Source organism: Streptomyces paradoxus, assembly GCF_014202475.1.
Classification (GTDB): Bacteria; Actinomycetota; Actinomycetes; order Streptomycetales; family Streptomycetaceae; genus Streptomyces; species Streptomyces paradoxus.
Genome location: NZ_JACHGV010000002.1, coordinates 277978 through 304489 on the forward strand (window position 1 = coordinate 277978; position 26512 = coordinate 304489).

The 26512-nt window shown below is 71.5% G+C and carries 22 protein-coding genes and 1 pseudogene; 16 read left to right on the forward strand and 7 right to left on the reverse strand.

Annotation, left to right across the window (positions count from 1 at the left end; genetic code table 11):
• Positions 1–44: 44 nt before the first annotated feature.
• The 4 genes from mmsA to HNR57_RS06275 all read left to right on the forward strand — a co-directional run bounded on the left by mmsA (position 45) and on the right by HNR57_RS06275 (position 5994).
• Positions 45–1595 carry a multiple monosaccharide ABC transporter ATP-binding protein gene (gene mmsA, locus HNR57_RS06260; protein WP_184557396.1) on the forward strand — a complete coding sequence of 517 codons (1551 nt, stop codon included), beginning with the start codon at positions 45–47 and terminating at the stop codon, positions 1593–1595.
• A complete protein-coding gene (gene mmsB, locus HNR57_RS06265) occupies positions 1592–2836 on the forward strand; it encodes a multiple monosaccharide ABC transporter permease (RefSeq protein ID WP_107454755.1) in 1245 nt (414 codons plus the stop codon). Before mmsA ends, mmsB begins: the two co-directional genes overlap by 4 nt.
• A gap of 56 nt (positions 2837–2892) precedes the next feature.
• Positions 2893–4041 carry an aldose epimerase family protein gene (locus HNR57_RS06270; protein WP_184557399.1) on the forward strand — a complete coding sequence of 383 codons (1149 nt, stop codon included), beginning with the start codon at positions 2893–2895 and terminating at the stop codon, positions 4039–4041.
• Between the two features lie 171 nt (positions 4042–4212).
• Positions 4213–5994: a pyridoxal phosphate-dependent aminotransferase gene (locus tag HNR57_RS06275; protein ID WP_184557402.1), complete on the forward strand. Its 1782-nt coding sequence runs from the start codon at positions 4213–4215 to the stop codon at positions 5992–5994.
• A gap of 9 nt (positions 5995–6003) precedes the next feature.
• On the opposite strand, the gene HNR57_RS06280 is transcribed toward HNR57_RS06275, so the two are convergent.
• From HNR57_RS06280 to HNR57_RS06300, 6 genes and pseudogenes are all read right to left on the reverse strand, one after another.
• Positions 6004–6990 carry an arabinan endo-1,5-alpha-L-arabinosidase gene (locus HNR57_RS06280; RefSeq protein WP_184557405.1) on the reverse strand — a complete coding sequence of 329 codons (987 nt, stop codon included), beginning with the start codon at positions 6988–6990 and terminating at the stop codon, positions 6004–6006.
• A 249-nt stretch (positions 6991–7239) separates the two neighbouring features.
• Positions 7240–7665, reverse strand: coding sequence for a hypothetical protein (locus HNR57_RS06285; protein WP_184557407.1), 426 nt, complete (start codon positions 7663–7665; stop codon positions 7240–7242).
• Between the two features lie 20 nt (positions 7666–7685).
• Positions 7686–8144 (reverse strand): PPOX class F420-dependent oxidoreductase, encoded by a 459-nt coding sequence (locus tag HNR57_RS06290; RefSeq protein WP_184557410.1) that lies wholly within the window; start codon positions 8142–8144, stop codon positions 7686–7688.
• Positions 8145–8172: 28 nt separating this feature from the next.
• Positions 8173–8295, reverse strand: a pseudogene (locus HNR57_RS39415) (ATP-binding protein); the annotation flags it as partial.
• 40 nt (positions 8296–8335) lie between these two features.
• Positions 8336–9595 carry an MFS transporter gene (locus HNR57_RS06295; protein ID WP_184557413.1) on the reverse strand — a complete coding sequence of 420 codons (1260 nt, stop codon included), beginning with the start codon at positions 9593–9595 and terminating at the stop codon, positions 8336–8338.
• Positions 9592–10968, reverse strand: a complete 1377-nt coding sequence (locus tag HNR57_RS06300; protein WP_184557416.1) for an FAD-binding oxidoreductase — start codon at positions 10966–10968, stop codon at positions 9592–9594. Before HNR57_RS06300 ends, HNR57_RS06295 begins: the two co-directional genes overlap by 4 nt.
• Before the next feature lie 167 nt (positions 10969–11135).
• Here HNR57_RS06300 and HNR57_RS06305 point away from each other — a divergent pair, with 167 nt between their 5' ends.
• From HNR57_RS06305 to fabG, 9 genes are all read left to right on the forward strand, one after another.
• The gene (locus HNR57_RS06305; RefSeq protein WP_184557418.1) at positions 11136–12155 is read left to right on the forward strand and encodes a beta-ketoacyl-ACP synthase III; all 1020 of its coding nucleotides are present in this window, start codon (positions 11136–11138) and stop codon (positions 12153–12155) included.
• A gap of 71 nt (positions 12156–12226) precedes the next feature.
• On the forward strand, positions 12227–12469 hold the full coding sequence (locus HNR57_RS06310; protein ID WP_184557421.1) for an acyl carrier protein: 243 nt from the start codon (positions 12227–12229) through the stop codon (positions 12467–12469).
• On the forward strand, positions 12466–13689 hold the full coding sequence (locus HNR57_RS06315; protein WP_184557424.1) for a beta-ketoacyl-[acyl-carrier-protein] synthase family protein: 1224 nt from the start codon (positions 12466–12468) through the stop codon (positions 13687–13689). Before HNR57_RS06310 ends, HNR57_RS06315 begins: the two co-directional genes overlap by 4 nt.
• A 58-nt stretch (positions 13690–13747) precedes the next feature.
• On the forward strand, positions 13748–15589 hold the full coding sequence (locus HNR57_RS06320; RefSeq protein WP_184557428.1) for an acyl-CoA dehydrogenase family protein: 1842 nt from the start codon (positions 13748–13750) through the stop codon (positions 15587–15589).
• Positions 15590–15596: 7 nt separating this feature from the next.
• On the forward strand, positions 15597–16019 hold the full coding sequence (locus HNR57_RS06325; protein WP_184558843.1) for an acyl-CoA thioesterase: 423 nt from the start codon (positions 15597–15599) through the stop codon (positions 16017–16019).
• Between the two features lies 1 nt (position 16020).
• Positions 16021–16899: a fumarylacetoacetate hydrolase family protein gene (locus tag HNR57_RS06330; protein WP_184557431.1), complete on the forward strand. Its 879-nt coding sequence runs from the start codon at positions 16021–16023 to the stop codon at positions 16897–16899.
• 53 nt (positions 16900–16952) lie between these two features.
• Positions 16953–18542 (forward strand): acyl-CoA carboxylase subunit beta, encoded by a 1590-nt coding sequence (locus tag HNR57_RS06335; protein WP_184557434.1) that lies wholly within the window; start codon positions 16953–16955, stop codon positions 18540–18542.
• 27 nt (positions 18543–18569) lie between these two features.
• Positions 18570–19652, forward strand: a complete 1083-nt coding sequence (locus HNR57_RS06340) for a branched-chain amino acid aminotransferase (protein ID WP_184557437.1) — start codon at positions 18570–18572, stop codon at positions 19650–19652.
• Positions 19653–19703: 51 nt separating this feature from the next.
• The gene (gene fabG, locus HNR57_RS06345) at positions 19704–20423 is read left to right on the forward strand and encodes a 3-oxoacyl-[acyl-carrier-protein] reductase (protein WP_184557439.1); all 720 of its coding nucleotides are present in this window, start codon (positions 19704–19706) and stop codon (positions 20421–20423) included.
• A 53-nt stretch (positions 20424–20476) separates the two neighbouring features.
• Here fabG and HNR57_RS06350 read toward each other — a convergent pair whose 3' ends face one another.
• Positions 20477–21046 carry a helix-turn-helix domain-containing protein gene (locus HNR57_RS06350; RefSeq protein WP_184557443.1) on the reverse strand — a complete coding sequence of 190 codons (570 nt, stop codon included), beginning with the start codon at positions 21044–21046 and terminating at the stop codon, positions 20477–20479.
• A gap of 69 nt (positions 21047–21115) precedes the next feature.
• On the opposite strand from HNR57_RS06350, the gene HNR57_RS06355 reads away from it, so the two are divergent.
• The 3 genes from HNR57_RS06355 (at position 21116) to HNR57_RS06365 (ending at position 26505) form a co-directional block, all read left to right on the forward strand.
• The gene (locus HNR57_RS06355; protein ID WP_184557446.1) at positions 21116–21799 is read left to right on the forward strand and encodes an AzlC family ABC transporter permease; all 684 of its coding nucleotides are present in this window, start codon (positions 21116–21118) and stop codon (positions 21797–21799) included.
• A gap of 14 nt (positions 21800–21813) precedes the next feature.
• Positions 21814–22128: an AzlD domain-containing protein gene (locus HNR57_RS06360; protein WP_184558845.1), complete on the forward strand. Its 315-nt coding sequence runs from the start codon at positions 21814–21816 to the stop codon at positions 22126–22128.
• Between the two features lie 327 nt (positions 22129–22455).
• Positions 22456–26505 carry a non-ribosomal peptide synthetase gene (locus tag HNR57_RS06365; RefSeq protein ID WP_184557449.1) on the forward strand — a complete coding sequence of 1350 codons (4050 nt, stop codon included), beginning with the start codon at positions 22456–22458 and terminating at the stop codon, positions 26503–26505.
• The last annotated feature ends 7 nt before the right edge of the window (positions 26506–26512 follow it).

Here is a 26512-nt window from a genome sequence, read left to right on the forward strand (position 1 = left end):
CCCGCCACCGACCGACGATTCACCACTGATTGGAAGGCACGACCATGGCGGGACCCGTCCTGGAAATGCGCTCGATCGTCAAGACCTTTCCCGGCGTCAAGGCGCTGTCGGACGTCACACTGACCGTCCGGCAGGGCGAGGTCCACGCCATCTGCGGGGAGAACGGCGCCGGCAAGTCGACCTTGATGAAGGTCCTCTCCGGCGTCCACCCGCACGGCACGTACGAGGGCGACATCCTCTTCGAGGGAGAGGTCTGCCAGTTCAAGGACATCCGGGCCAGCGAAGAACGCGGCATCGTGATCATCCACCAGGAACTGGCCCTGGTGCCCTACCTCTCCCTCGCGGAGAACATCTTCCTCGGCAACGAGCACGCCACCCGGGGGATCATCAGCTGGACCGAGACCCTGCGCCACGCGAGCGAGCTGCTGCGCCGGGTCGGTCTCTCCGACCACCCGGACACCCGTGTCGCCGACATCGGCGTGGGCAAGCAGCAGCTCGTGGAGATCGCGAAGGCCCTGTCGAAGAAGGTGAAGCTGCTCATCCTGGATGAGCCGACCGCCGCGCTGAACGACGAGGACAGCGGCAAACTCCTGGATCTCATCCTGGAGTTGAAGAAGCAGGGCATCACCTCGATCATCATCTCCCACAAGCTCAACGAGATCCGCAAGGTCGCCGACTCGGTGACGATCCTCCGCGACGGCCAGACCATCGAGACCCTCGATGTGAAGGCCGCGGAGACCACCGAGGACCGGATCATCAGCGGCATGGTCGGCCGTGACCTGGAGCACCGCTTCCCGGAGCGGTCGCCGCACGAGCCCGAGGAGGGCGCGGCCCCGGCCCTGGAGATCCGGGGCTGGACCGTGCACCACCCGATCGACCAGCAGCGCAAGGTGTGCGACGACGTGTCGCTGCACGTGCGGCGCGGGGAGATCGTCGGCATCGCGGGCCTGATGGGTGCCGGCCGCACCGAACTCGCGATGAGCGTCTTCGGGCGGACCTACGGCCGGTACGCGGCCGGCACGGTCCTCAAGGACGGCAAGGAGATCCGCACCAAGACCGTCCCGGAGGCGGTCAAGCACGGCATCGCGTACGTCACCGAGGACCGCAAGCACTACGGCCTCAACCTCATCGACACCATCAACCGGAACATCTCGCTGAGCGCCCTGGGCAAGGTCGCCAAGCGCGGTGTGGTCGACGAGCACGAGGAGCGGCAGGTCGCCGAGGGCTTCCGCAAGTCCATGAACATCAAGGCGCCGACGGTGTTCGAGCCGGTGGGCAAGCTGTCCGGCGGCAACCAGCAGAAGGTCGTCCTCAGCAAGTGGATCTTCTCGGGTCCGGACGTGCTGATCCTGGACGAGCCGACGCGCGGTATCGACGTCGGTGCCAAGTACGAGATCTACACGGTCATCGACCAGCTGGCCGCCCAGGGCAAGGCGGTCGTCTTCATCTCCTCCGAGCTGCCCGAGCTGCTCGGCATGTGCGACCGCATCTACACGATGGCCGCGGGGCGGCTGACGGGTGAGTTCTCGCGGGCCGAGGCCTCCCAGGAATCGCTGATGCGTCAGATGACGAAGGACAAAGAGGTAACCCGATGAGCACGGACGTGACCGCCAAGAGCCCGGCCCCCGCGCCGCCGGGCAAGAGCGGAGGGGCCGCGGGCGACGGCCTGTTGCAGCTGGTGATGGAGGGCATGCGCCGCAACATGCGGCAGTACGGCATGCTCATCGCGCTGGGCCTGATCGTGGTCCTGTTCGCCGTCTGGACCGACGGTGACCTGCTGCTGCCGCGCAACGTCTCCAACCTGGTGCTGCAGAACAGCTACATCCTGATCCTCGCGATCGGCATGATGCTGGTCATCATCGCCGGCCACATCGACCTGTCGGTCGGATCGCTGACGGCGTTCGTCGGGTCGATGGCCGCCGTGTTCATGGTCAAACAGGATCTGCCGTGGCCGCTCGCCGTGGTGCTGTGCCTGGCCGTGGGCGCCGTCGCGGGTGCGGTACAAGGGTTCTTCATCGCGTACGGCGGCATACCGTCGTTCATCGTGACCCTGGCGGGCATGCTGATCTTCCGCGGTCTGACGGAGATCTTCCTGGAGGGCCAGACCCTCGGCCCGTTCCCGGACGGTCTGCAGAAGGTCGCCAACGGGTTCCTGCCCGAGGTCGGCCCGAACACGAACTACCACAACCTCACCCTGCTGCTGGGCTTCGCGATGATCGCCTTCGTGATCTTCCAGGAGGTCCGTGACCGCAAGCGGCAGCAGGAGTTCAACCTGGACGTCCCGCCCGCCAAGCTGTTCCTGCTGAAGCTGGTCGCGATCGGCGCCGCGGTGCTGACGCTCACCATGCTGCTGGCCAGCTACAAGGGCGCCCCGATCGTGCTGCTCATCCTGGGCGTGCTGCTCGTCGGCTTCGGCTACGTCATGCGCAACGCGATCATCGGCCGCCACATCTACGCCATCGGCGGCAACCTCCCGGCGGCCAAGCTGTCGGGTGTGAAGGACAAGAAGGTCACCTTCCTGGTCTTCCTGAACATGGGCATGCTCGCGGCCCTGGCGGGTCTGGTCTTCGCCGCCCGCTTCAACGCGGCCTCTCCCAAGGCCGGCCTCAACTTCGAGCTGGAGGCGATCGCGGCCTCGTTCATCGGCGGTGCGTCGATGAGCGGCGGTGTCGGCACCGTCCTCGGCGCGATCATCGGTGGCCTGGTCCTGGGCGTGCTGAACAACGGTATGAACCTCGTCGGCATCGGCACCGACTGGCAGCAGGTCATCAAGGGCATGGTGCTGCTGGCGGCGGTCGGGTTCGACGTGTGGAACAAGCGCAAGGTCGGTTCGTAAGTCAGCTCGGGCCCCGCTGGAAGGCGGGGCCCTCTCCATATGCGGGAGCCGCACAGATGGAACTGAACAGACGCACGGTCATCGCTGGAGCGGCGGCGGCGGGAGTGGCCGCCACCACGCTCGGCGGCACGGCGCACGCCACGGGAGGCAGGAAGCCGGTGAAGACGCTCTTCGGCAAGCTCGCCGACGGCACCAAGATCTACAGCTGGTCGCTGGAGAACGGCGGCACCCGCCTGAAGGTCCTGTCCTACGGCGGCATCGTGCAGTCCCTGGAGATACCCGACCGCCGCGGCCGCTACGCCAACGTCTCCGCCGGCTTCGCCACCATCGACGACTACGTCGCGAAGAGCCCGTACTTCGGCGCCCTGATCGGCCGCTACGGCAACCGCATCGGCAAGGGCAAGTTCACCCTGGACGGCAAGAACTACCAGCTGTCCGTCAACGACGGTGAGCAGAGCCTGCACGGCGGTGCCAAGGGCTTCGACAAGCGCGTGTGGGACATCGAGCCGTTCGTGAAGGGCTCCGACGTCGGCCTGCACCTGTACTACACGAGCGTCGACGGGGAGATGGGCTACCCGGGCACGCTCAAGACGAAGGTGACGTACACGCTCACCCGGCACGGTGACTGGCGCGTCGACTACGAGGCCACCACGGACAAGGCCACCGTCGTCAACCTCACCAGCCACGTCTACTTCAACCTGGCCGGCGAGGGCAGCGGCACGATCGAGGACCACGAGCTCCAGATCGCCGCCTCCCGTTACACGCCCACCGACGCGGGCCTGATCCCCACGGGCGAGCTGGCCAAGGTCGCGGGCACCCCCTTCGACTTCCGCAAGGCCAAGCCGATCGGCCGGGACATCCGCGTCTCCCACCCGCAGCTGGTGACCGCCAAGGGCTTCGACCACAACTGGGTCCTGGACAAGGGCATCACCGCCCGCCCCGAGCACGTCGCCACCCTGCGCGACCCGGCCTCCGGCCGCACGATGAAGATCGCCACGAACGAGCCCGGCCTGCAGTTCTACTCGGGCAACTTCCTCGACGGCACGCTGACCGGCCCGTCCGGCCGCACCTACCGGCAGGGCGACGCGCTGTGCCTGGAGACGCAGCATTTCCCGGACTCGCCGAACAAGCCGAAGTTCCCGTCGACGGTGCTGCGACCGGGGCAGACGTACCGGACGACGACGATCCACACGTTCGGCTGCTGAGGCCGCTGACAGGTCTTCACAGACCGGACACACGTTCCGACCGTTTTACCGACGGTTGAACGGTGTCACCGTGGTCTCCGTATGAAAGGGCGGCCCGCGCTCCCCCGCGCGGGCCGCCCTTAAACGTCGGGCCCGTCCGTCCCCAGCGGGCCCGCCCCATACGGAGGTTCCATGGCCGACAACGTCACGTCGCTGTTCCGCAGTACCGCGGCCCACAGCCCGTCGATGGCGGCTCTGACACGTGAGGGCGGCGAGGGAGCCGGCCCCGTGGACTTCTGTATCCCCTGCAACCCGTACTTCCCGACCCCGGCCATGTTCGAGGACATGGCGGGCCGGCTGCGCGACATCATCACGTACTACCCGAGCAGCGCCGACACGATCACGGCCGAGCTGTGCAGCCTGCTCCAGCTGCCGCCGCAGTGCGTGGCCATGGGCAACGGCTCCACCGAGCTCATCACGTGGATCGACCACCTGCTGGTGCGCGAGTCCCTCGCCGTCCCCGTCCCCACCTTCGGCCGCTGGACCGACCAGCCCATGGAGACCGGCAAGCGGGTCGACATGTTCCCGCTCCAGGAGTCCAGCGGCTTCGCCCTCGACCTCGCCCAGTACGCCGAGTTCATCCGCGCCCGGGGCACCCGCGTCGCCGTCATCTGCAACCCGAACAACCCCGACGGCGGCTTCCTTCACAAGCACGCCATCGTGCAGTTCATGGACGCCATGGCCGACCTCGACCTGGTGGTCATCGACGAGTCGTTCCTGGAGTTCGCGGACGCCGAGGCCGAACCGTCCGTCGTGCAGGAGGCGATGCTGCGGCCCAACGTCGTCGTGCTGCGCAGCCTCGGCAAGAACTTCGGCCTGCACGGCATCCGCTTCGGCTACCTCGTCGCCAACCCGGCGCTCGCGGGCCGCATCCGCTCGATGCTCCCGAAGTGGAACCTCAACTCCTTCGCCGAGCACGTCGTCTTCATGCTGAAGGAGCACGGCGCCGAGTACGCGCAGAGCCTCCAGCAGGTGCGCCGCGACCGCCTCGACATGGCCGGCCAGCTCTCCTCCCTGCCCGGGCTGACGGTCTACCCGTCGCAGGGCAACTTCCTCTTCGTACGCCTCCCCGTGGGTGCCGAGGGCACCGTCGTCCGGGACCGGATGCTCACCGAGCACCGGATCCTGGTCCGCGAGTGCGGCAACAAGATCGGCTCGTCCAGTCGCTTCCTGCGTCTCGTGGTGCGCCCCCAGGTGGACGTGCGTCGCCTGGTGTCCGGCCTGGAACAGGTGCTCTACGGGACGTCCAGGAGGGGAGCCGCCGTACCCGAGCTGGGCAATGGGACCAGCTACAGCTCGGGTACGGCGGCCGTGGACCGCCTGGTGAGCGAGACGAACGGGTCGGGCATGCGGGGGCTCGCGGCGCAGGCGGTGGGGATGGCCACGGCGCCTGCTGCCGCCGCGGTGGCCGGAGAGCCGGGCCTCGCCCCTGCTCCCGCGGCCGCGAGTCTGGGTGGGCAGGGACTCGCCGCTGCCCCTGCTCCCGCCCCGGCGCCTGCTCCGGCGCCCACTCCGGCCACCGGCATCGGCATGCCGCTCCCCGCCGCCGCGTCCGCCGCTCCGGCGGGTGGGGGCGGCGGGATGCCGATGCCGGCCGCGGCTCAGATGCCGCAGCCGCAGATGCCGCAGCCGGTGCCGCAGCCCGCGCCCCAGCCGATGGCCGCCCCGGCCCCGCCGCTGGCGCCCGCGGCACAGGCCCCGGCGCCGGTTCCCGCCCCCGCCCCCATGCCGACACCGACGCCGGCGCCCATGGCCGCGCCGTTCACCGGGCCCACACCGCCCGGTGTCCCGGCCCGGGGTGGGCTGACGGCCGCGCAGGTGCGGGGCACGAACGGGCTGACCCCGGCGCCTGCCACGGGGTGGCCCGCCGCGCAGAGCTGGCCCAACGCGGCGGGGATGGGTCAGGCCGGGTAGTCCGGGGGGTCAGTAGGCGACCGGCCAACCGCTGCTCCAGTTCAGCAGGTTGATGCCGAGCTTGGGCGTGCCGTTGTCGTTCCCGTCGTAGTAGTGGTAAACGATCAGGTCGCCGTCGGCGTCCTTCAGGATCGACTGGCCGCCGGGGCCGATGACGCTGCCGTGCGACTCCAGGACGGGGGTGCCGCCGTTGTTCATCAGGTCGACGCCGTTCTTGTCGCGGTACGGCCCGGTGACGCTGGAGGCGCGGCCGACCTTGACCTTGTACGTCGAACTCGTCCCGTTGCAGCAGGTGTCGTACGAGGCGAAGAGGTAGTAGTAGCCGCCCCGCTTGACGATGAAGGGCGCCTCCACGGCCTTGGTCCCGGTGGGGCGGGAGGCGAGCGAGTAGCGGGTGGTGTTGGAGGAGAGCTGCTTCCCGGTGGCGGGGTTGATCTGGATCATCTTGATCCCCGTCCACCAACTGCCGAACGACAGCCACCACTTGCCGTCGTCGTTCACGAAGAGGTTCGGATCGATGGCGTTGAAGTCGCTGACGGAGTTCGACGTGTAGACCGTGCCCTGGTCGGTCCAGCTGCCCGGCTGGCCGGTGCTGGAGGTGGCGAGGCCGATGGCGGAGGTGTTCGAGCCGAACTTCGAGACGGAGTAGTACATCAGGTACTTGCCGCCGTGGTACGAGATGTCCGGCGCCCACGCCTCCGGCACGGAGGAGTAGTTCCGCCACCAGCCCGGCCGGCCGGCGAAGGCGTCGCTGCCGTTGCGGAAGGCGGTGCGGTCGCCGGAGGCCTTGCTCGCGATGCCTCCGCCGGTGGCGTAGAGCAGGTACTGCCCGGACGAAGTGCGGATCATCGACGGGTCGTGGGTGACGACGTCGCCGGTGACGCGGCCCGGGTTGGGGTACGCGGACGCCGTACTCGGGATCAGTGCCAGGAGAGCGGCGGCGGGGAGGGCGAGCAGGGCGGTGCGCCGGCGGAGCGTACGGGGACTGCGGCTCATGCGGGTCCTCTCCTTGCGGTGGGGGTGAACGGTTGCCCGATATCTCGGACAACGATCGCAAGTTCGAACGGACCGTAGAATCGAACCCCTTGCGCGTCAATGGTCCGCGCAGCAACAGCCGTGCGGACCACGGAAGTTCGACCGGAACGCGGACGTGTCAACCGGTCGGGAGTCCCAGCCCGTAGTACCTGACGTGGTAGCCGTCCACGAACTCGGCCTCGCCGCCGACGATCAGGCCGGCCGGCTCGCTCACCCCGGCCGCCCTGGCCGTCGCCACGAGCATCTCCGCGAGGGCGCTGCCCTTGGGTTCGCCGGGGCCCCCGCGTCCACGCGCCACACCGGATCGTCGTCGCGCCAGACCGAGGCCGTAGCCGGGTGCTCGGCGACGGTGCCCCAGACGAGGGAGGCCGCGTCGACGCCGTCCGGGGCGAAGCAGCCGATCGACAGCCGGTCGCCGCACGCCACGTCGAAGAGGAGGGGCGCGCCGCCGCTGGTCCGCCCGGACCGGCCGGTGATCAGGACAGGACGGTCCGCCGTGCCGCCCCGGGCCCAGCCGAGCCCGTCCGCCAGGGCGTTCACCCCGTCCGGCGTCCAGCCGCCGGTGTCCGCGGCGAGGAGTCGCCGGGCGAGGTCCGCGAGCGATTGTTCTTCAGTGCTGCCCCGTTGTGCGTTCATGCGCTCATCGTGCCGTGGCCCTATCCCTCGATGTCGAGCGCGGTCCCGTACAGCCGGTCCACCTTCAGCCGGATGACGACGCGCCGCTCGTCGACCAGTTGCCGGAGGAAGGCGTCCTCGTCCTCCGGTTCGGCGCCGGCCGGGATCATCGCGAGCAGCTCCCGGCCGACCGTGTCCCCGGGGACCGTCGTGACGTCGGAGACCTCGGCGTCGCCCTCCGCGACGGCGAACGACCAGACGTCCCCGCCCTGTACGTGCAGCGCCGCACGAGGTTCGCGCCGCAGGTGCTTGACCTTGACACGGTCGGCCGTCGTCGAGAACCGCACGGTGCGCGATTCGGCGTCCCAGCTGTACACCATGGTGGTCAGGTGGGGGTGGCCACTGCGCTTGACGGTGGCGAGCGTGCCGAACTGCTGGGCGGAGAGCAGGTCGGAGAGGGCTGCGTCGGACAGGAGGCGAGGTGCCGGTCTCTGTGTCATGACATCGCCAACACCGGTCGGCCGCCTGTCATTTCGGGTCCAGCCCGGAAATCCACTCCGGCAGATGGATCTCCGCCCGCACGGTCTTGCCGGGCGGCTCGCGGTCGAGCACCTCCCAGCGGTCGGCGAGCGCGTCGACCAGGAGTGCCCCTCAATACTGGCGGGGCAGCGCGGCTGCCGAAGGGAAACGCCTATACGAGGCTGCGGTCGGCGTTCGTCGCGTGCGCGGTACGGCCGCGCAGGGTGAGGGCCGCGAAGCAGAGGAGGGCCAGGACCACCGCCGCGTTGAGCCAGGCGTAGCCCGCCTGGGCGACGACCACACCGGCCACCGCCGTGCCCAGGGCGGCCGCGGAGCTCATCACCAGGTCCGACAGGCCCTGGGCCGCCGCGCGCGCGGCGGCGGGGACGGAGTCGGTGAGCAGGGCGGAGCCCGCCACCAGGCCCGCCGACCAGCCGAGACCCAGGACGAAGAGGGCCACCATGGACTGCGTGTGGCTGGTGCCGGCGGTGGCGGCGAGCAGGGCGGCCACCGCGAGGAGCGCCACCGACAGGCAGATCGCGGTGATGCGGCCGACGCGGTCGGCGAGCCATCCCATGGCCGGGGAGAACGCGTACATGCCGAGGACATGGGCGCTGACCACCAGGCCGATCAGGTTCATGCCGGCTCCGTGGTGGGACATCTCCAGGGGCGTCATCGACATCACCGAGGCCATGGCGGTGTGCACCACGGCGACGGCGATCAGCGCGATGCGGCCCAGGGGCGTGGCGCGTACGGCCCGGAAACCGGACCAGACCGAACCGGAGCGGCCGGTGGCCGGGGTGTCCTGGGCGAGAGTGCGGGCGGTGAGGAGGGGATCCGGGCGCAGTCCGGCCACGATGATCACGGCGGCGGCGGCGAACGCGGCGCAGGCCCAGGCGAACGGACCGGCGGCCGCCGGTATGCCCCAGGCGGTGACGCTGCGGGACGCCGGGGCGGCCAGGCTCGGACCGAGCACCGCTCCGATCGTGGTCGCCCACACCAGCAGGGAGATGGCGCGGGCCCGCCGGTCGGGCGGGGTGAGGTCGGCGGCGGCGAAGCGGGCCTGGAAACTGGCGGTGGAGCTGCCGCCGAACGCGGTCAGGCCGATCAGTAGCAGGGGGTAGCTGGAGACAACGGCGGCGACCACGGTCAGGGCGGCGCCGGCCGCGCCGGCCAGGTAGGCCAGGGCAAGGCCGGGACGGCGTCCCCGGGCGCTCATCAGCGGAGTGAGCGGCACGGCCACCACCGCGGTGCCGACGACGGTCGCGGTCGCCGCGAGGCCGCCCAGCGCGTCGCCGCCGACCCGGGCGCCGACGACGGTCGCGAACGCGATGCCGATGCCGATGCCGATACCTCCGAGGACCTGGCTGGCGAGCAACACCGCGGTGGTCCGGCGCCGCAGGGCAGGCAGGGGTATGGCGGCTGTCCTCATGCGGCGAAGACCTTCCCTGGGTTGAGGATCCCCGCAGGATCCCAGACCTGCTTGATGCCGCGGTGCAGGTCCAGCACGGCCGGGCTCAGCTCCCGGGTCAGACCGCGCATCTTCAGCAGGCCCACGCCGTGTTCGCCGGTGACCGTGCCGCCGAGCTCGATCGCCTGATCGACGACCTCCTCGAACACCTCGCGGCCCCGGGCCAGCTCACGCTCGTCGCCGCGCGGCACGACCAGCATCGGGTGCAGGTTGCCGTCCCCGGCGTGGGCGAGGCCGGCGATGTGCACGTCGTGCCGCTCGGCGGTGCGCTCCAGGCGAGCGAGCATCTCGGGGACCTGGGTCCGGGGCACGCAGATGTCCTCGCTGAGCACCATGCCCTGACGTTCCAGCGCGGGGTAGACGAGACGGCGGGCGGCGAACAGGGCGTCCGCCTCGGCCGGGTCGCCGGAACGGGCGCTCCAGGCGGCCCCGGCGGCTTCGAAGCAGGCCAGCACCGTGTCGGCCTCCTCGACACCGGCCGCTCCGGGCGCGTCGCAGCGGGCCAGCAGCAGGACGTTGCCGCCGTCGGTGAGCCCCATGTTCTTCCACTCGTCGACGGCGCGCAGGCAGTAGCGGTCGACGAGTTCGAGGGCGCTGGGTACGACGCCGGAGGCCACGACATGGGCGACGGCCCGGCCGGCGCTCGGCAGGTCGTCGAAGTAGCCGACAACGGTGTGTTCCTGGGCCCGCTCACCCCGCAGCCGCAGGGTGATCTCGGTGACCAGTCCCAGAGTGCCCTCGGACCCCACCAGCAGGCCGGCGAGTTCGAAGCCGGCGGAGCTCTTGGCGGTCTGCCGGCCCAGCCGGACGACCTCGCCGCGGCCGGTGACCGCCTCCAGGCCGAGCACGTAGTCGCGGGTCACGCCGTACTTCACACAGCACACACCGCCCGCGTTGGTGGCGACGTTCCCGCCGATCGTGGACCACGGCGCACTCGCCGGGTCGGGCGGATACCACAAACCCTTGTCGGCACACGCGGCCCGCAGCCAGTCGTTCACGACGCCGGGCTGGACCACGGCCAGGCGTTCGTCCGGGTCGATGCGCAGGATGTGGTCCATCGCGGCGAAGGAGACGACGACGCAGCCGTCGACGGCGTTGGCGCCGCCGGACAGGCCGGTGCCGGCCCCGCGTGCGACCACCGGCACACCCCGTTCGGCGCAGTACGCCACCACGGCCGCGACCTCGGCGGTGTCGCGGGGCTGCACCACAGCCGATGGGAGGCCGAAGGGGGCCCCGGCGGCCTCGTCGTGGGCGAAGGACGCGAGCCGACCCGAGTCGGTGATCACCCGTCCGGCCGGGAGGAGCCCTGCGGGATCGAAAGGTGTCGTGGTCATCTCCGTGAGGCTCGCAGTGGGCCGGCCGGCGGTCAATTGGCCCTTCGTACACGCGCCCGGCATCCGCGCCATCGGGTGTACCAAGGGTCAATTGCCCGGCTGACCTGCCGTCGGGAAGCCTGTTTGACGCCAGGTCAGGCCGCAGCGGCCATCAGGAGGGTGAGTCAATGACGGCGGTACTCACGGGACTCGGAGGCTTCCTCCCACCCAGGGCGGTCACGAACGACGGCCTCTCGCGCACGCTGGACACGTCGGACGAGTGGATCCGCACCAGGACCGGTATCCGGGAGCGCCGGATGGTCTCCGACGGCCTGTCGACCGGGAGCCTGGCGGTGGAGGCCGGAGCCCGGGCCATGCGGTCGGCCGGGGTAAGCGGGGTGGACGCGGTGGTCGTCGCGACCACCTCGCCCGAGCGGCTCTGCCCGGCGGTGGCCCCGGAGGTCGCGTCCCGGCTGGGACTCGGCACGGTGGCCGCCTTCGATCTGACCTCGGCGTGCAGCGGGTTCCTGTACGGGCTCGCCACCGCGGCCGGTCTCATCGACTCCGGCACCGCCGACACCGTGCTCTTCATCGGTTCGGAGGCGTTCACCACGCTGGTGAACCAGGAGGACCGGGCCACGGCGCCCATCTTCGGCGACGGGGCGGGCGCGGTGGTGCTGCGCCGCGGCGAGCCGGACGAGCCCGGCGCGCTCGGCCCGTTCGACCTCGGCAGCGACGGCGCGCTGGCCGACCTGCTGGCCATCCCGGCCGGCGGTTCCCGGCAGCGCTCCGCCGACGCCGGGCTCGGGCACGGCACGGTGCCGGCCGCGGACTGGTACCTGCGGATGGAGGGCCGCCCCCTGTACACGCAGGCCGTCGAGCGGATGACGCAGTCGGCGCTGACGGTCCTCAAGCGCGCCGACTGGCCGGTGGCGGACGTCGACTGGTTCGCCGGCCACCAGGCCAACCTCCGCATCGTGCGGGCCGTCGCCGAGGAGCTGGAGCTCCCCGAGGAGCGGGTGGCGGTGAACATCGACCGGGTGGGCAACACCCTGGCCGCGTCGGTGCCGCTGCTCCTGAACGACTACGCCGCCCGCGGTGCGCTCCGGCCGGGCCAGCGGGTGCTGCTGTCCGCCTTCGGCGCCGGCCTGTCCTGGGGCTCGACCGTCCTGGTCTGGCCGGACATTCAGGCCGAGCCCGTCAACTGACCTTCGTTCCCCGACCGTTGCCGAACCGGCACCGTTGTCGTCCCAGCCCTGTCGATCCAGGAGGAAACCCCATGAGCTCCGTGCACGACTCTGTCGTCGAGGTCTTCGTCGCCCGCTTCGGTCTCGACCCCGAGACGGTGGTGGCCGACGCCAACTTCGACGACCTCGGCCTCGACTCGCTGTCCCAGATCGAGCTGGCCACCGCCCTGAAGAAGCGCCTGGGCATCGTGATCACCGACGAGGAGCTCTCCGAGATCTCCGTCGTCGGAGACATCGTCGCCCTGGTCGAGCAGAAGGGCGCCGCCGTCCGATGACCGGGTTCGCCGCCGCCATCACCGGGATCGGCATGGTCACGCCCGCCGGCATCGGGGTCAAGGAGAGCTGGGACCGCGTGGTCGAGGGCAGACCGACGGCGGCGCACCACTCCGATCTGGACGGCCTGCCGGTCACCATGGCGTGCAAGGTGCCCGACTTCGGCCCGGCCGCCCTCGGGCTGCGCGGCGCATGGCAGTGGGACCGCTACTCCCAGTTCGCCATCGCCGCCGCACGCGAGGCCCTGGACCAGGCCGGGCTCACCCCCGGCTCGTGGGTGGACAGCGCGCGGGTGGCGGTGATCGTCGGTTCGGGCGCCGGTGGCACCGCGACGCTGGAGGAGCAGCACAGGACGCTGATAGAGGAGGGGCCCTCGGAGGTCTCCCCGATGACGCTGCCGATGGGGCTGCTGAACATGGCGGCGGGCCAAGTGGCGATCGACATCGGCGCCAACGGGCCCTGCATGGCGCCCTGCACGGCGTGCGCGGCCGGGGCGAGCGCGATCGGCCTGGGCCGGGACCTGATCCGGTCGGGGCTGGCCGACATCGTCGTGGCCGGCGGCGCCGAGGCGCCCATCACGCCGCTGTACGTGTCCTCGTTCGCCCGGATGCGGGCCCTGTCCCGGCGGCTCGACAGCCCCGGGACCGCGTCCCGCCCGTTCGACGCGAGCCGTGACGGGTTCGTGCTCGGCGAGGGCGCCGGGATCGTCGTCCTGGAGTCCGAGGAGCACGCACGGGCCCGGGGCGTGGCGCCGGTGGCCCGGGTGATCGGGTACGGCGCCTCCGCGGACGCGCACCACGTGACGTCCCCGCACCCCGAGGGCAAGGGCGCCGAGCTGGCGGTACGGGCGGCCCTCGCGGACGCCGGGCTCACCGGCCGGGACATCGGCTACGTCAACGCCCACGGCACCTCCACCCCGCTCAACGACGTCATCGAGGCCGGCGTGATCCAGCGCGTGGCCGGAACGGACGTGCAGGTCAGCTCCACCAAGGGCGTCACCGGGCATCCGCTGGGCGCGGCCGGGTCCATCGAGGCCGCGTTCGCGGCGCTCACCGTGCACCACGGGGTGATCCCGCCGTCGGCGAGCACCACCGAGGTCGACCCGAGGGTGGAGGTGGACGTCGTGCACGGCGCGGCCCGCCGGGGCCGGGTGGACGTGGCCCTGAGCAACTCCTTCGGTTTCGGCGGCCAGAACGCCGCCCTGCTGATCGCCTCCGCCTGACCGTGGCCCGCACCCTCCGCCGGTCCCCGCGAAACGAACCGCAGGAAAGGATCTACAGATGACCCTGTCGGCCTCCGCCGACCTGTCCCGGCTGCTCTTCGACGGCAGGTACGAGCAGACCCACCAGGACCTTCACGACCTGCTGCTGGACCCCCTGTTCGACCCCCGCGAGGGGCTGACCATGACCGAGGCCGGGAAACTTGCCTACGAGCGGTCGCGGGCCGTGCACGCCGGGCTGGAGCGCCCGCGGGAGATCCTGGCCGACCCCTGGCGGCTGTTCGCGCTGGCCGAGTGGCCCTCGCTGGTGGACGTCTCCACGTTCTCGCTGCTGATGGTGCACTACAACCTCGCCTTCGGCACGGTCGTGGAGCACGGCGCCCGGGACGACCTGAAGGACCTGTTCGACGAACTCGACCGCCTGGACTCGTTCAGCCCGTACATGGCCACCGAGCTGGGCTACGGCAACAACGTGGCGGCCCTGCGCACCGAGGCGGTCTACGACGCCGAGACCGAGACGTTCGTGCTGAACACGCCCGACGCGCTCGCGCAGAAGTACATGTCGTACAGCGGGTTCCAGGACGTGCCGAAGCTGGCCATGGTGATGGCCCGGCTGAAGGCGGACGGCAAGGACCACGGCGTGTTCCCGTTCCTGGTCCGGATCAGCGACGGGAACGGGCTGTGCGAGGGCGTTCACGCGGCTCCGTGCCCGGAGAAGCCGGTGCAGGGCCTGGACAACGGCCTCACCTGGTTCGACCACGTGCGCATCCCGCGCCGCAACCTGCTCCACGGCGACATGGGCGGCTTCGACGAGAACGGCGTGTTCCGCCCGGCCTCCGGCAACCAGCGCAAGCGGTTCCTGCGCGCGATGAGCCGGATCCTGCCCGGGCGGCTCTGCGTCTCCAGCGCGGCGACCGGGGCAGGCAGGGCCAGTGTGTACATCGCCCTGCGCTACGCGGCACAGCGGCTCACCAACGCGCCGGGCCGCAACGACCTGCCGGTCATCGAGTACCGCAGCCACCAGCGCGCGCTGTTCACCGCGCTGGCGAAGACGTACGCGATGACGCTGCTGCTCAACCACGCCAAGGCAGAGTTCACGGGAGCCCCGCAGGACGCCGTGCCGGCCGAGCTCAACCACCTGGTGTCGATCACCAAGGCCCTGTCCACCTGGGAGATGACCGAGGTCATCGCCACCTGCCGGGAGCGCTGCGGAGCCCAGGGCATCTTCAGCGTCAACCGGATCGCGGACTACGGGTCGTTGCTCCAGGGCCTGGTCACCGCGGAGGGCGACAACCAGGTGCTGCTGGCCACCACGGCGGGGCAGATCATCGCGCAGGGCGGCGACGACGAGGAGCCGGGCACGGCGCCCGACCCGCAAGGCCGCGACCTGCGGGACCCGCGGTTCCTGGTGGAGGCCCTGCGCTACCGGGAGCAGGAGCTGCTCCGCACGGCCCGGGCGTCCATGGCGGACGACTCCCGGGACCGGACGTACTTCGAGGCGTGGAACGGCACCATCAACTCCGGCCTGGAGATGGCCCGGGTGCGCGGCGTGCGCACCGCCCTGGAGAGCTTCGCCGCCGCCGTGGACGAGGCGCGGGAGGAGACGGCGCGGGCGGCCCTCGGCCCGCTGGCCGCGCTGTACGGGCTGACCGAGGTGGGGCGGGACGCCGGCTGGTTCCTGGCGCGCGGTGCGCTGACGGCCGAGCAGGTGGAACGGCTGGATGCGGAGGCGGAGGCGCTGTGCGCGGAGCTCCGGCCGTACGCCGACACACTCATCGGCGGGTTCAACCTGACCCCGGAGCTGCTGCGGGCGCCGATCGCGGCGGACGACTACGTGGCCGCCTTCCAGCAGCGGACCGGCGCCTTCGGCCCGGCCGCCGCCCGCACACCCGATGGGAGCTGACACGGCGATGGCCCGGCACAGCTACTACTGCCCGATCCGCTGGTCGGACATGGACGTCTACGGGATCGTCAACAACGTCTCCTACCTGCGCTACCTGGAGGAGGCCCGGGTCGACTTCATCTTCCGGATGGCGCCGACCGAGGGAGATGCCTTCTTCCGGGACGGCTCGGTGGTCGTCGAGCACGCCATCCGCTACCGGCGGCAGCTGGTGCACCGGCACGAGCCGGTCGAGATCGAGATGTGGGTCTCCGACCTGCAGTCGGCGACGGTGGCCATCGACTACGCGGTCAAGGACGGCGACACCGTGTACGCCACCGCCTCGACCGTGATGGCGCCGTTCGACTACGCGGCGGGCCGGCCCCGGCGGCTCACCGACGAGGAGATCCGCTTCTTCGAGAAGTACGCCGACGGCACCCCGGCGGCAGGCTGACATGCGGCTGCTGCGGATCGGTCCGCCGGGCGAGGAGCGGCCCTGCGCCATGGGCCCCGGCTCGGTCGTCCGGGATCTGTCGGCGTGGGTGCCCGACTGGACCGGCGCGGCTCTGGACCCGGACGTGCTGCGGGAGCTGGGCCCCCGGCTGGAGCGGGAGGCCGGCGCGCTGCCGGCGGTCGACCCGGATGCCGAGCGGCTCGGTCCGCCCGTCCGCCCGGGCGGGCACCTGCTGTCGATAGGGCTCAACTACCGCATGCACGCCGCCGAGGCCGGCCTGGACCTGCCCGACGAGCCGATCGTCTCCAGCAAGGCGCCGACCACGCTGGTCGGCCCGTACGACGACCTGCTGTTGCCGCCGGGCGGGGAGAAGACCGACTGGGAGGTCGAGCTGGCGGTGGTGATCGGCCGGCGCGCCCAGTACCTCCCGGACCCCGCCGCCGCGCTCGCCCATGTCGCGGGCTACGCCACCGCCAACGACGTATCGGAGCGGAGCTGGCTGCTGGAGCGCGGCGGCCAGTGGGTGAAGGGCAAGTCGTTCGAGTCGTTCAGCCCGCTGGGCCCCTGGCTGGTCACCCCGGACGAGGCGGGCGATCCGCAGCGGCTGCGGTTGACCTGCCGGGTCAACGGCCGGCTGATGCAGGACGGGTCCACCGCCGACATGGTCCACGACGTGGCCCACCTCGTCTGGTACCTGAGCCAGTTCATGGTGCTGCACCCCGGCGACGTGGTGCTGACCGGGACGCCCGGCGGGGTCGCCCTGGGCCGCCCCGACCAGCCGTTCCTGCGGTCCGGTGACGTGGTGGAGGCGGAGGTGGCCGGCCTGGGGGCGCACCGTCAGCTGTGCCGCGCGGCCGTACCGGTGAAAACCGCGCTGTGAGACCGGCCGGCGCACCTGCCGGCCGGCCGGCCCCGGAAGGAGAGCGAGAGCAGATGACCGTCCAGCAGGAACTCACCGGCCAGGAGCCGGTTACGAGCGCAGGGGCGCGGGTGGCCGAACTGCACGCGGCCAAGGAGCTGGCGCGGCGCGGCCCCAGCGAGCGAGCGACCCGCGCGCAGCACGCCAAGGGCAAGCTGACCGCCCGTGAGCGCATCGACCTGCTGCTGGACGCGGGGTCCTTCACCGAGGTGGAGCAGCTGCGCCGGCACCGGGCCGTCGGTTTCGGGATCGAAGAACGCAAGCCGCACACGGACGGTGTGATCACGGGCTGGGGCACGGTCGAGGGCCGTACCGTGTTCGTCTACGCGCACGACTTCCGGATCTTCGGCGGGGCGCTCGGCGAGGCGCACGCCGAGAAGATCCACAAGATCATGGACATGGCCATCGCGGCCGGTGCGCCCCTGGTGTCGCTCAACGACGGGGCCGGGGCGCGGATCCAGGAGGGCGTCTCGGCCCTGGCCGGCTACGGCGGGATCTTCCAGCGCAATGTGCGGGCCTCCGGGGTGATTCCGCAGATCTCGGTGATCCTTGGGCCGTGCGCGGGCGGTGCGGCGTACTCGCCCGCGCTGACCGACTTCGTGTTCATGGTGCGCGGTACCTCCCAGATGTTCATCACCGGCCCGGACGTGGTGAAGGCCGTCACCGGTGAGGACGTCACGCAGGAACGGCTCGGCGGCGCCGACGCGCACGCCGAACTGTCCGGCGTGGCGCACTTCGTGCACGACGACGAGTGGACCTGCCTGAGCGAGGTGCGCTACCTGCTGTCCCTGCTGCCGTCCAACAACCAGCAGGTCCCGCCCTTCACCCCGGGCACGGACCCGGCCGACCGGCGCGGCGAGGCACTGCTCGACCTGGTCCCGGCCGAGGGCAAACTGCCGTACGACATGCGCCGGGTGATCGAGGAGGTCGTTGACCACGGCGACTTCCTGGAGGTCCACGAGCGCTGGGCCCCCAACATCCTGTGCGGACTGGCCCGGATCGCCGGCGAGGTGGTCGGCATCGTCGCCAACCAGCCGATCGCCCTGGCCGGGGTGCTGGACATCAGGGCCAGTGAGAAGGCCGCCCGCTTCGTGCGGATGTGCGACGCCTTCAACGTCCCGCTGCTCTCCCTGGTGGACGTGCCGGGCTTTCTGCCCGGGGTGGACCAGGAACACGGCGGGGTGATCCGGCACGGGGCGAAGCTGCTGTACGCGTACTGCGAGGCCACGGTGCCGCGGGTCCAGGTGATCCTGCGCAAGGCGTACGGCGGGGCGTACATCGTGATGGACTCCCGCTCGATCGGCACCGACCTGTCCTACGCCTGGCCGGCCAACGAGATCGCGGTGATGGGTGCCGAGGGCGCCGCGAACGTCATCTTCCGCAAGCAGATCGCGGAGTCCGACGACCCGGAGGCCCTGCGGGCCCGGATGGTCAAGGACTACCGGTCGGAGCTGATGCACCCCTACTACGCGGCCGAGCGCGGGCTGGTCGACGACGTGATCGACCCCGCCGAGACCCGGTCGGTGCTGGCCCGCACCTTCCGGATGCTGCGGACCAAGCACGCGGAACAGCCGTCCCGCAAGCATGCCAACACCCCGTTGTGACCTCGATTCCTGCCTCGGAGCACACCCATGACCATCACCTTCACCACCGAGCCGGCCGTACCGCTGTCCGCCGAGAAGCGGGCCGCCCTGCTCGATGCGCCCGCCTTCGGCGAGGTGTTCACCGACCACATGATCAGCATCGACTGGGACCGGGAGCGCGGCTGGCACGACGCCCGGCTGCACCCCTACGGGCCGCTCATGCTCGACCCGTCGGCCCAGGTCTTCCACTACGGCCAGGAGGTCTTCGAGGGCATGAAGGCCTACCGGCGCCCGGACGGCACGGTGGTGACCTTCCGCCCGTACGACAACGCGGCCCGGCTCAACCGCTCCTGCGCGCGGATGGCGATGCCGGAGCTGCCCGGGGAAACCTTCGTGGAGGCCCTGGAACTCCTGGTCACCACGGACCGGGACTGGGTCCCGGACCGCCCGGGGCACAGCCTGTACCTGCGGCCGTTCATGATCGCCACCCAGCACACCATCGGCTTCTACGGCCCTTCCGCCTCCTTCCGGTTCATGGTGATCGCCTCTCCGGCGGCCTCCTACTTCAAGGCCGGGGCGAAACCGCTCACGGTGTGGCTCTCGCAGGACTACACGCGGGCGGCTCCCGGAGGCACCGGCGAGGCCAAGTGCGGCGGCAACTACGCGGGCACCCTGGTGGCCCAGGCGCAGGCCCGCGAGAAGGGCTGCGACCAGGTGGTGTGGCTGGACTCCGCGGAACGCCGCTGGGTGGACGAGATGGGCACCAGCAACCTGTTCTTCGTCTACGGCGACCGGCTGGTCACCCCCGAGCTGTCGGGGACGCTGCTGGCCGGTGTCACCCGGAGCTCGGTGCTGGCGCTGGCGGCCGACCTCGGCTACCGGGCGGAGGAGGGCCGGATCAGCGTGGAGCAGTGGCGGGCCGACGCCGAGTCGGGCGCGCTGACCGAGGTGTTCTCCTGCGGCACCTCGTCGATGGTCACGCCGGTCGGCTTCGTCAGGAGCGTGGACGGCGACTGGACGATCGGCGGCGGGGTGCGCGGTCCGGTCACCTCGCGGCTGCACGAAGAGCTGACGGGCATTCAGACCGGCACCCTACCGGACCCGTTCGGCTGGGTTCACAAGATCGCCTGACCGGCGCCGGGCCGGGTCCGGGTCACCGTGGAGAAAGGGTGAGTGGGAATCATGAGCCGATCGGTCCTCGTGACGGGAGGCAACCGGGGCATCGGCCTCGCGGTCGCCCAGGCCTTCGCACAGGCCGGCGACGAGGTCGCGCTGACCTACCGTACGGGCGAGCCACCGCGGGCCGCGACTGAGCTGGGCTGCCTCGCCGTCCGGTGCGACGTCACCGACGCGGCGCAGGTGGAGCAGGCGTACAAGGAGGTGGAGACGGCGCACGGGCCGGTGGAGGTCCTGGTGGCGAACGCCGGCATCACCAGGGACCAGCTGTTGCTGCGGATGACCGAGAAGGACTTCGCGGACGTGCTGGACACCAACGTGACGGGCGTCTTCCGGGTGGTCAGGCAGGCCGCGGGGGAGATGGTGCAGGCGCGGCGGGGGCGGATCGTGCTGATCTCCTCGGCGGTCGGCCTGCTCGGCGCGGCCGGGCAGACCAACTACGCGGCATCCAAGGCCGGCCTGGTCGGCTTCGCCCGGTCCGTGGCCCGCGAGCTCGGCTCACGGGGTGTCACCTGCAACGTGGTGGCGCCCGGGTTCGTCGAGACGGACATGACCAAGGCGCTGAACGACAGGCAGCGCGCCGCCATGCTGGGCCGGGTGCCCCTCGGGCGCAGCGCCCAGGCGGAGGAGGTGGCGGCGGCGGTGCGGTTCCTCGCCTCCGATGACGCCGCCTACGTCACCGGCGCGGTCCTGCCGGTGGACGGCGGTCTGGGCATGGGGCACTGAGTGAAAGGACCCCTGAGACCGCCGTGCCGGGACGGGCGGGCGGAGCCAGGCGCTCAGTGGTGCTCGGAGACGAGCACCGCGCGAGTGCCTGGCTCCAGGGCCTGGAAGACATGCGGAACGTCGGCCGGATAGCAGATGTAGTCGCCCGGGTGGAGTTCGACCGGCTCGTCGGCGGTGCCCACCAGGGCCCGGCCCGTGCTGATCGCGACGTGCTCCACGACGCCGGGCATGTGCGGGGCGGAGGAGCGCTGCGGTCCGGGCTCGGCGGTGACGCTGTAGACGTCCCGCCGGGCTCCGGGCGGGGAGGCGGCGAGGAGGGTGGCCCGGTAGTTGCTCTGGGCCGATCCGATGGCCGGCCCCTCCCCCGCCCGGATCACCTGGACCTGCGGCCGGGAGACGGCCAGCAGCCGGGAGAAGGGGATCTCCAGGGCCACGCAGAGCGCCCACAGCGTCTCCAGGCTGGGATTTCCGGCGCCGGACTCCAGCTGGGAGAGCGTGGACTTGGCGAGCCCGGCCCGGCGGGCGACCTCGGTGAGGGAGAGCCCTGCCCGGACGCGTTCCGCCCGCAGGGACGCGGCGATCACTTCGATCGGTGGCTTGAGGGTGGGGGCGGCGTCGGACACGGCGTGTTCGCTCCAATGGTCATTCGTTCGGCTTGACGAACGTCGCTCAGTCCGTTCAGTATAAACGTCATGCGTTCGTTTTGGAGAACTCTGGACGGGGCTCTGTTGCGCGACATCGCGCTGGTCTGCCTGGCCGTCGGAGTGATCGGCCTGTCGTACGGCGCCATCGCGGTCACCTCCGGATTCGCCTGGTGGTTCCCCGTCCTGATGGGGGCGCTCGTCCTGGCCGCCTCGTCCGAGTTCCTGTTCGTCGGGATCATCGCCGCCGGGGGCAGCCCTATCGCCGCACTGCTGGCGGGGCTCCTGGTCAACGCCCGCCATCTGCCGTTCGGTCTGGCGGTACCCGATGTCCTCGGGCGGGGCTGGCGCGGAGCGCTCGGCACGCACCTGATGAACGACGAGACGGTCGTGTTCGCCATCGCCCAGGACGAGCCGGAGCGCAGACGGGCCGCGTACTGGCTCTGCGGTCTGGGCATTCTGGTCTGCTGGCCCGTCGGTGCCGCGCTGGGCGCGCTGCTCGGAAGTGTCGTGCGGGACACCGATGCCCTCGGCCTGGACGCCATGTTCCCCGCGGTGATCGTGGCGCTGATCCTGCCCGCGATGAAGGAGCGGACCCTGCCGCGGACCGCGCTGGCCGGTGCCGGGCTGGCGCTGGCAGTCACCCCGTTCCTGCCGGCCGGGCTGCCGGTCCTGATCGCTCTGGCCGCGCTGCCCCTGTTCACAGTCAAGGCGAAGGAAGGGGCCATGAGGTGAGCGACTCCATACCGATGCTGCCGGCACTGGTGGCGATGTTCGCCCTGGCGGCCGGGACCTTCCTGCTCCGCCTGTCGGGGCCCGCCCTGCGGGCCAGGGTCACCTTCCCTGAGCGCGCCGAGAAGCTGCTGGAGGTTTCGGCGGTCGTCCTGCTCGCCGCCCTGGCCGCCACGACCGCCCTCACCGAGGAGGACGCCTTCGCCGGCGCCGCGCGGCCGATCGGAGTCCTGGTCGGCGGCGTGCTCGCCTGGCGCAAGGCGCCGTTCCTCGTCGTCGTGCTGGCGGCGGCGGGCACGGCGGCGCTGCTGCGGCTCGCCGGCGTTCCCTGACACGACCCGCTCGCCCAGCCGCCCGCCGACACCGCTCGGCGGGCGTTTCGCATTCGGACCGGCAGAATTCTTCCGGCCCGGGGGTGTTTTACGGGCGGGGCGCCCGGTTTTTCTTCGCACTTCAACAAGACAGGCGAGGCAATCCGGCTGCTCTGGCGACTTTCCGGCTGCGGCCGTCTCAGATGATGGATCCGTCATTGCCCACGCCAGAACCGGTCGAGTAGCGTCGACCCAGACGATGACATTGCAAGGGTCGTCGGTTTCACGTACGCGTTGATTCGCCGCGTTCGAGTTACCCGTTCTGTCGATATTTTCGGGGGATTTCACGTGGATGAGGGCGTCGCCTCTTTTCCTCTGACCGACCTTCAGCACGCCTATTTCGTAGGGGAGCAGGGCGGAGCGGATGCTCCGGCACCAGCTCTCCTTTACCAGGAGTACCAGTTCAGGGCTGGTTCAACCCCTGACCCGCAGCGGCTCCACGAGGCTCTGGCCAGACTCCGGGAAACCCACCCGGCACTGCGCCTCCGGATTTATCCGGAGGGAATGCAGAATTACGCCGCCGACTCGGAATGCATTCCGCTGGTATCTGTGACCGACCTCACGGGGCACTCCCCCGAAAATGCTCTTCAGCGCCTTGAGAGGTTACGCTCGACACTTTCCGTCGATATTCCGCCGCACGCTGCGGGATGCCCCTTTCTATTCCGTCTCGTGTTGCTTCCCGACGGCACGTCCCGGCTTCAGACGGCACTCCGGCTCACGGTGTTCGACGGGGTCACGACTCCGCTGTTCTACGCCGAGATCGGGCGTTGCTACGCGGACCCCGACTACCGGCCGAGCCCTTCCGTGCAGTCCTTCCACGACTTCGTCGGCGAGCGGGAACAGGCCAAGGACTCCGAGGCGTTCCGGGGCGCTCTGCGGTACTGGGAGTCGCGGGTGGAGACCCTGCCGCCCGCCGTGGACCTGCCGGGACGCCCCGCCGGTGACACCGCCGGGGCGCCGTCGGTGCCGCTGCGGCGACGGGCCCACCGCCTGGAGCCGGACACCTGGCGGGCGTTCCAGCGGAACGCCGCGGCCATGCGGATGTCGCCGAGCGCCGCGCTCTTCGGTCTCTACACCGACTGCCTGCTGCGCTGGTCCGGCGGGCGCGCCGGCACGCTGACCGTGCTCGCCTCCCAACGGACTCCGGAGCCTGGCGGCGAGCCCTTCTGGGGATGCGCCGCGAGCACCGTGCTGGTCGGCGTGGAGGCCGGGGAGGGCTCCTTCGCGGAGCGCAGCCGCGCCCGCATGGGTGCCTTCTACACCGACCTCGCCGCCGTCGCGGTCTCCGGCGTGGAGGTGGGCCGGGCGATGAACCGGCGTACCGGAGGCACCGGCAATCCCGCGCCCGTCGTGTTCAGCTCGGCGCTGGGCCTGGCGAGCGGCTCGGCCAACGGCTACCTCCTCCCGCTGCCCGGTGCGCGGCTCGTCCACAGCGCCCTCAGCACCCCGACCGTGCGCCTCGACCACCAGGTGTACGAGGAGGACGGCGGGCTGGTCTGCAACTTCGACCACGACACCGCCGCCTACCCCGACGGTCTCGTGGACGACCTGGCCGAACACCACCACGCCCGGCTGCTGGCGCTCGCCGGCGACCTCCACGAGTGGAGCCGGACCGACCCCGCACCGCTGCCGCAGCCCCAGCTCGCCGACCGCATCCGCGCGAACGACACCGGCCTGGCGCTGCCCGGGGGCGAGTTGCACTCCTGCGTGGAGGAGTCCTTCGCCCGGCGGCAGACCGCTCCCGCCGTCCTGACCCGGGAGCGATGTCTGGACTGGCAGGAGATCGACCGGCGCTCCCGGGCGCTGGCCGCGCGACTGCTGAGGGCCGGCGTCGGCCGCGACCCGGAGCGCACCGACCTGGTGGCCGTGCGGCTGCCGAAGTCCCCCGAGCAGGTCATCGCCGTACTCGGCGTGCTGCGGGCCGGAGCCGCGTACCTGCCGATGTCGATGAGCTGGCCCGCGGCCCGCGTCGACACGGTGCTCGAACAGAGCGGGGCGGTGGCCCTGGTCGGATCGGCGGAGGGCTGCGCGACCCCGGTCCTCCCCGTCCCCGCGGACACCGAGGAACCTGAGGCCTTCGCACCAGTCGCACCGGCCGGCCCGGACCGTACGGCCTACGTCATCTACACCTCCGGGTCCACGGGCACCCCCAAGGGCGCCGTGCTCTCGCACCGGTCCGCCGTCAACACCCTGCGGGACCTGGCCCAGCGGTTCCGGCTCACCTCACAAGACCGGGTGCTCGCCGTCTCCTCGCTCGCCTTCGACCTCTCCGTCTTCGACATCTTCGGCCTGCTCGGCGTCGGCGGCAGCGTGATCATGCCCGAGGAGAGCGGCGTACCCGACCCCGAGGCGTGGGGGGCGCTGTGCCGGCAGCACGGCGCGACCGTGTGGAACTCGGTGCCCGCGCTGTTCGACCTCATGCTCGAGTACCTCGGCGACCGCGCGGCGGAGCTGCTCGGCTCGCTGCGCCTGATCATGCTGAGCGGCGACTGGGTGCCGGTGCCGCTGCTGGAGCGGATCGCCCAGGTGTGCCCCGGCGCCCGGGTCGTCGCCATGGGCGGCGCCACCGAGGCCGCCATCTGGTCCAACTACTTCTGGACCGAGGAACAGCCGGCGGGCTGGACGAGCGTGCCGTACGGGCATCCGCTCGCCAACCAAACCATGCACGTGCTCGACGCGAACCTCGCCGACGCACCCACCTGGGTCCCCGGGGACCTGTACATAGGCGGCACCGGCGTGGCCGCCGGCTACCACAACGCCCCGGGCCTGACCAAGGGCTCCTTCCTGCACCACCCCGCCACCGGGGAGCGGCTCTACCGCACCGGTGACCGGGCCCGCTACCGGCCCGGCGGCATCCTGGAGTTCCTCGGCCGCGAGGACGACCAGGTGAAGATCGGCGGGCACCGGATCGAGCTCGGCGAGCTGGAGACCCGGTTGGCGGGCCGGCCCGAGGTGGCCAGGGCGGTGGCGCTGGTCGCGGGCACCCGGTCCCAGCCGTATCTGGCCGCCTTCGTGACCCCGGCGCCCGGCACGCGGCCCGACCCGGACCGGCTGCGCGGCGCGCTCGCGGCCGAACTGCCCTCCTACATGGTTCCGGCCGCCGTCGTCACGGTGGACGCGATCCCGCTGAGCGCGAACGGCAAGGTGGACCGCCGCGCGCTGCTGGAGCGGCTGCCGGACGCACGCTCTCCGCGGAGCCGGTCGGGGGCGGCCCCGCCGCGCACCGCCACCGAGGCCGCGCTGCTCAGCCTGTGGCGTGACCTGCTGGGTCCGGACGTCCGCGGGGTCACCGACGACTTCTTCGAGCTCGGCGGCAACTCCCTGCTGGCGGTACGGCTGTTCCACCGCATCAGCACCACCTTCGGCAGCGCCCTGCCGCTCGGCACGCTCATGCGTGCCAGGACCGTCGCCGACCAGGCGGCGGAACTGGCGGCGGACACCGCGGCTGACGGCCCCGACGGCTGCGGCTCCGAGCTGGTCGCGCTGCGGGACGGCACGGGCGAGGACCGGCTGGTGCTGGTGCACCCCGTGGGCGGCGAGATCCTCTGCTACCAGGAGCTGTTGCACGCCCTCGACGGGAACCCGCGGTCCTCGGGGGCGCCGGTGTACGGTCTGCGGGCGCTGGGCCTGCTGCCGGGCGAGCCGTGCGCCCGCAGCGTCGCGGAGATGGCCGCGGGTTACCGGGACCGGCTGCTGCACGAGATGCCGGACGCCCGGATCCACCTGGCGGGCTGGTCGATGGGCGGGACGGTGGCCCTGGAGCTGGCCGAGCTGCTGGAGGCGGCGGGCCGCCCGGTGGTCTCCGTGACCACCGTCGACTCCTTCACCGGTGCCGCCGCGGGCGAGCCGGCCGCGGAGCGGCAGCGGGTGACCGGGTTCTTCTCGGACCTGGCGCGGGGCGCCGACGTCGGCGCGCTGGTGCCCGAGCGGGCGTCGGGGGCGGACCGGGCGTCCTGGCTGGCCGCGGCCCAGCAGGCCCTGTGCGCGGCCGGAGTCCTCGGGAGCCCCGTCGAGGGTGCGGAGCTGGAGCGGATCTACACGGTCTACGCCAACAACTACACGATCCTGTCGGCCCACCGGGCTCGCGGCGGCACCGTCGCCGACCGGCTGACGATGGTCCGAGCCCGCGACACCGGACGGGACGCGTTCCCCGAACTGGTGCCCCTCGACGAGGCACTGGGCGCCGGCGCGGACGGCGGCGGTGTCGACAGCGGCGGTGGGCACACGCCCCGGCAGCTCTGGCTCGACGGCGTGAACCACCACTCCGTGATCACCGGCGAGTCCGCCCGGACCCTGGCCGGGCTGCTGGCCGGGAGGCTGGCCGCCGCGCGTTTCTGACCGCCCG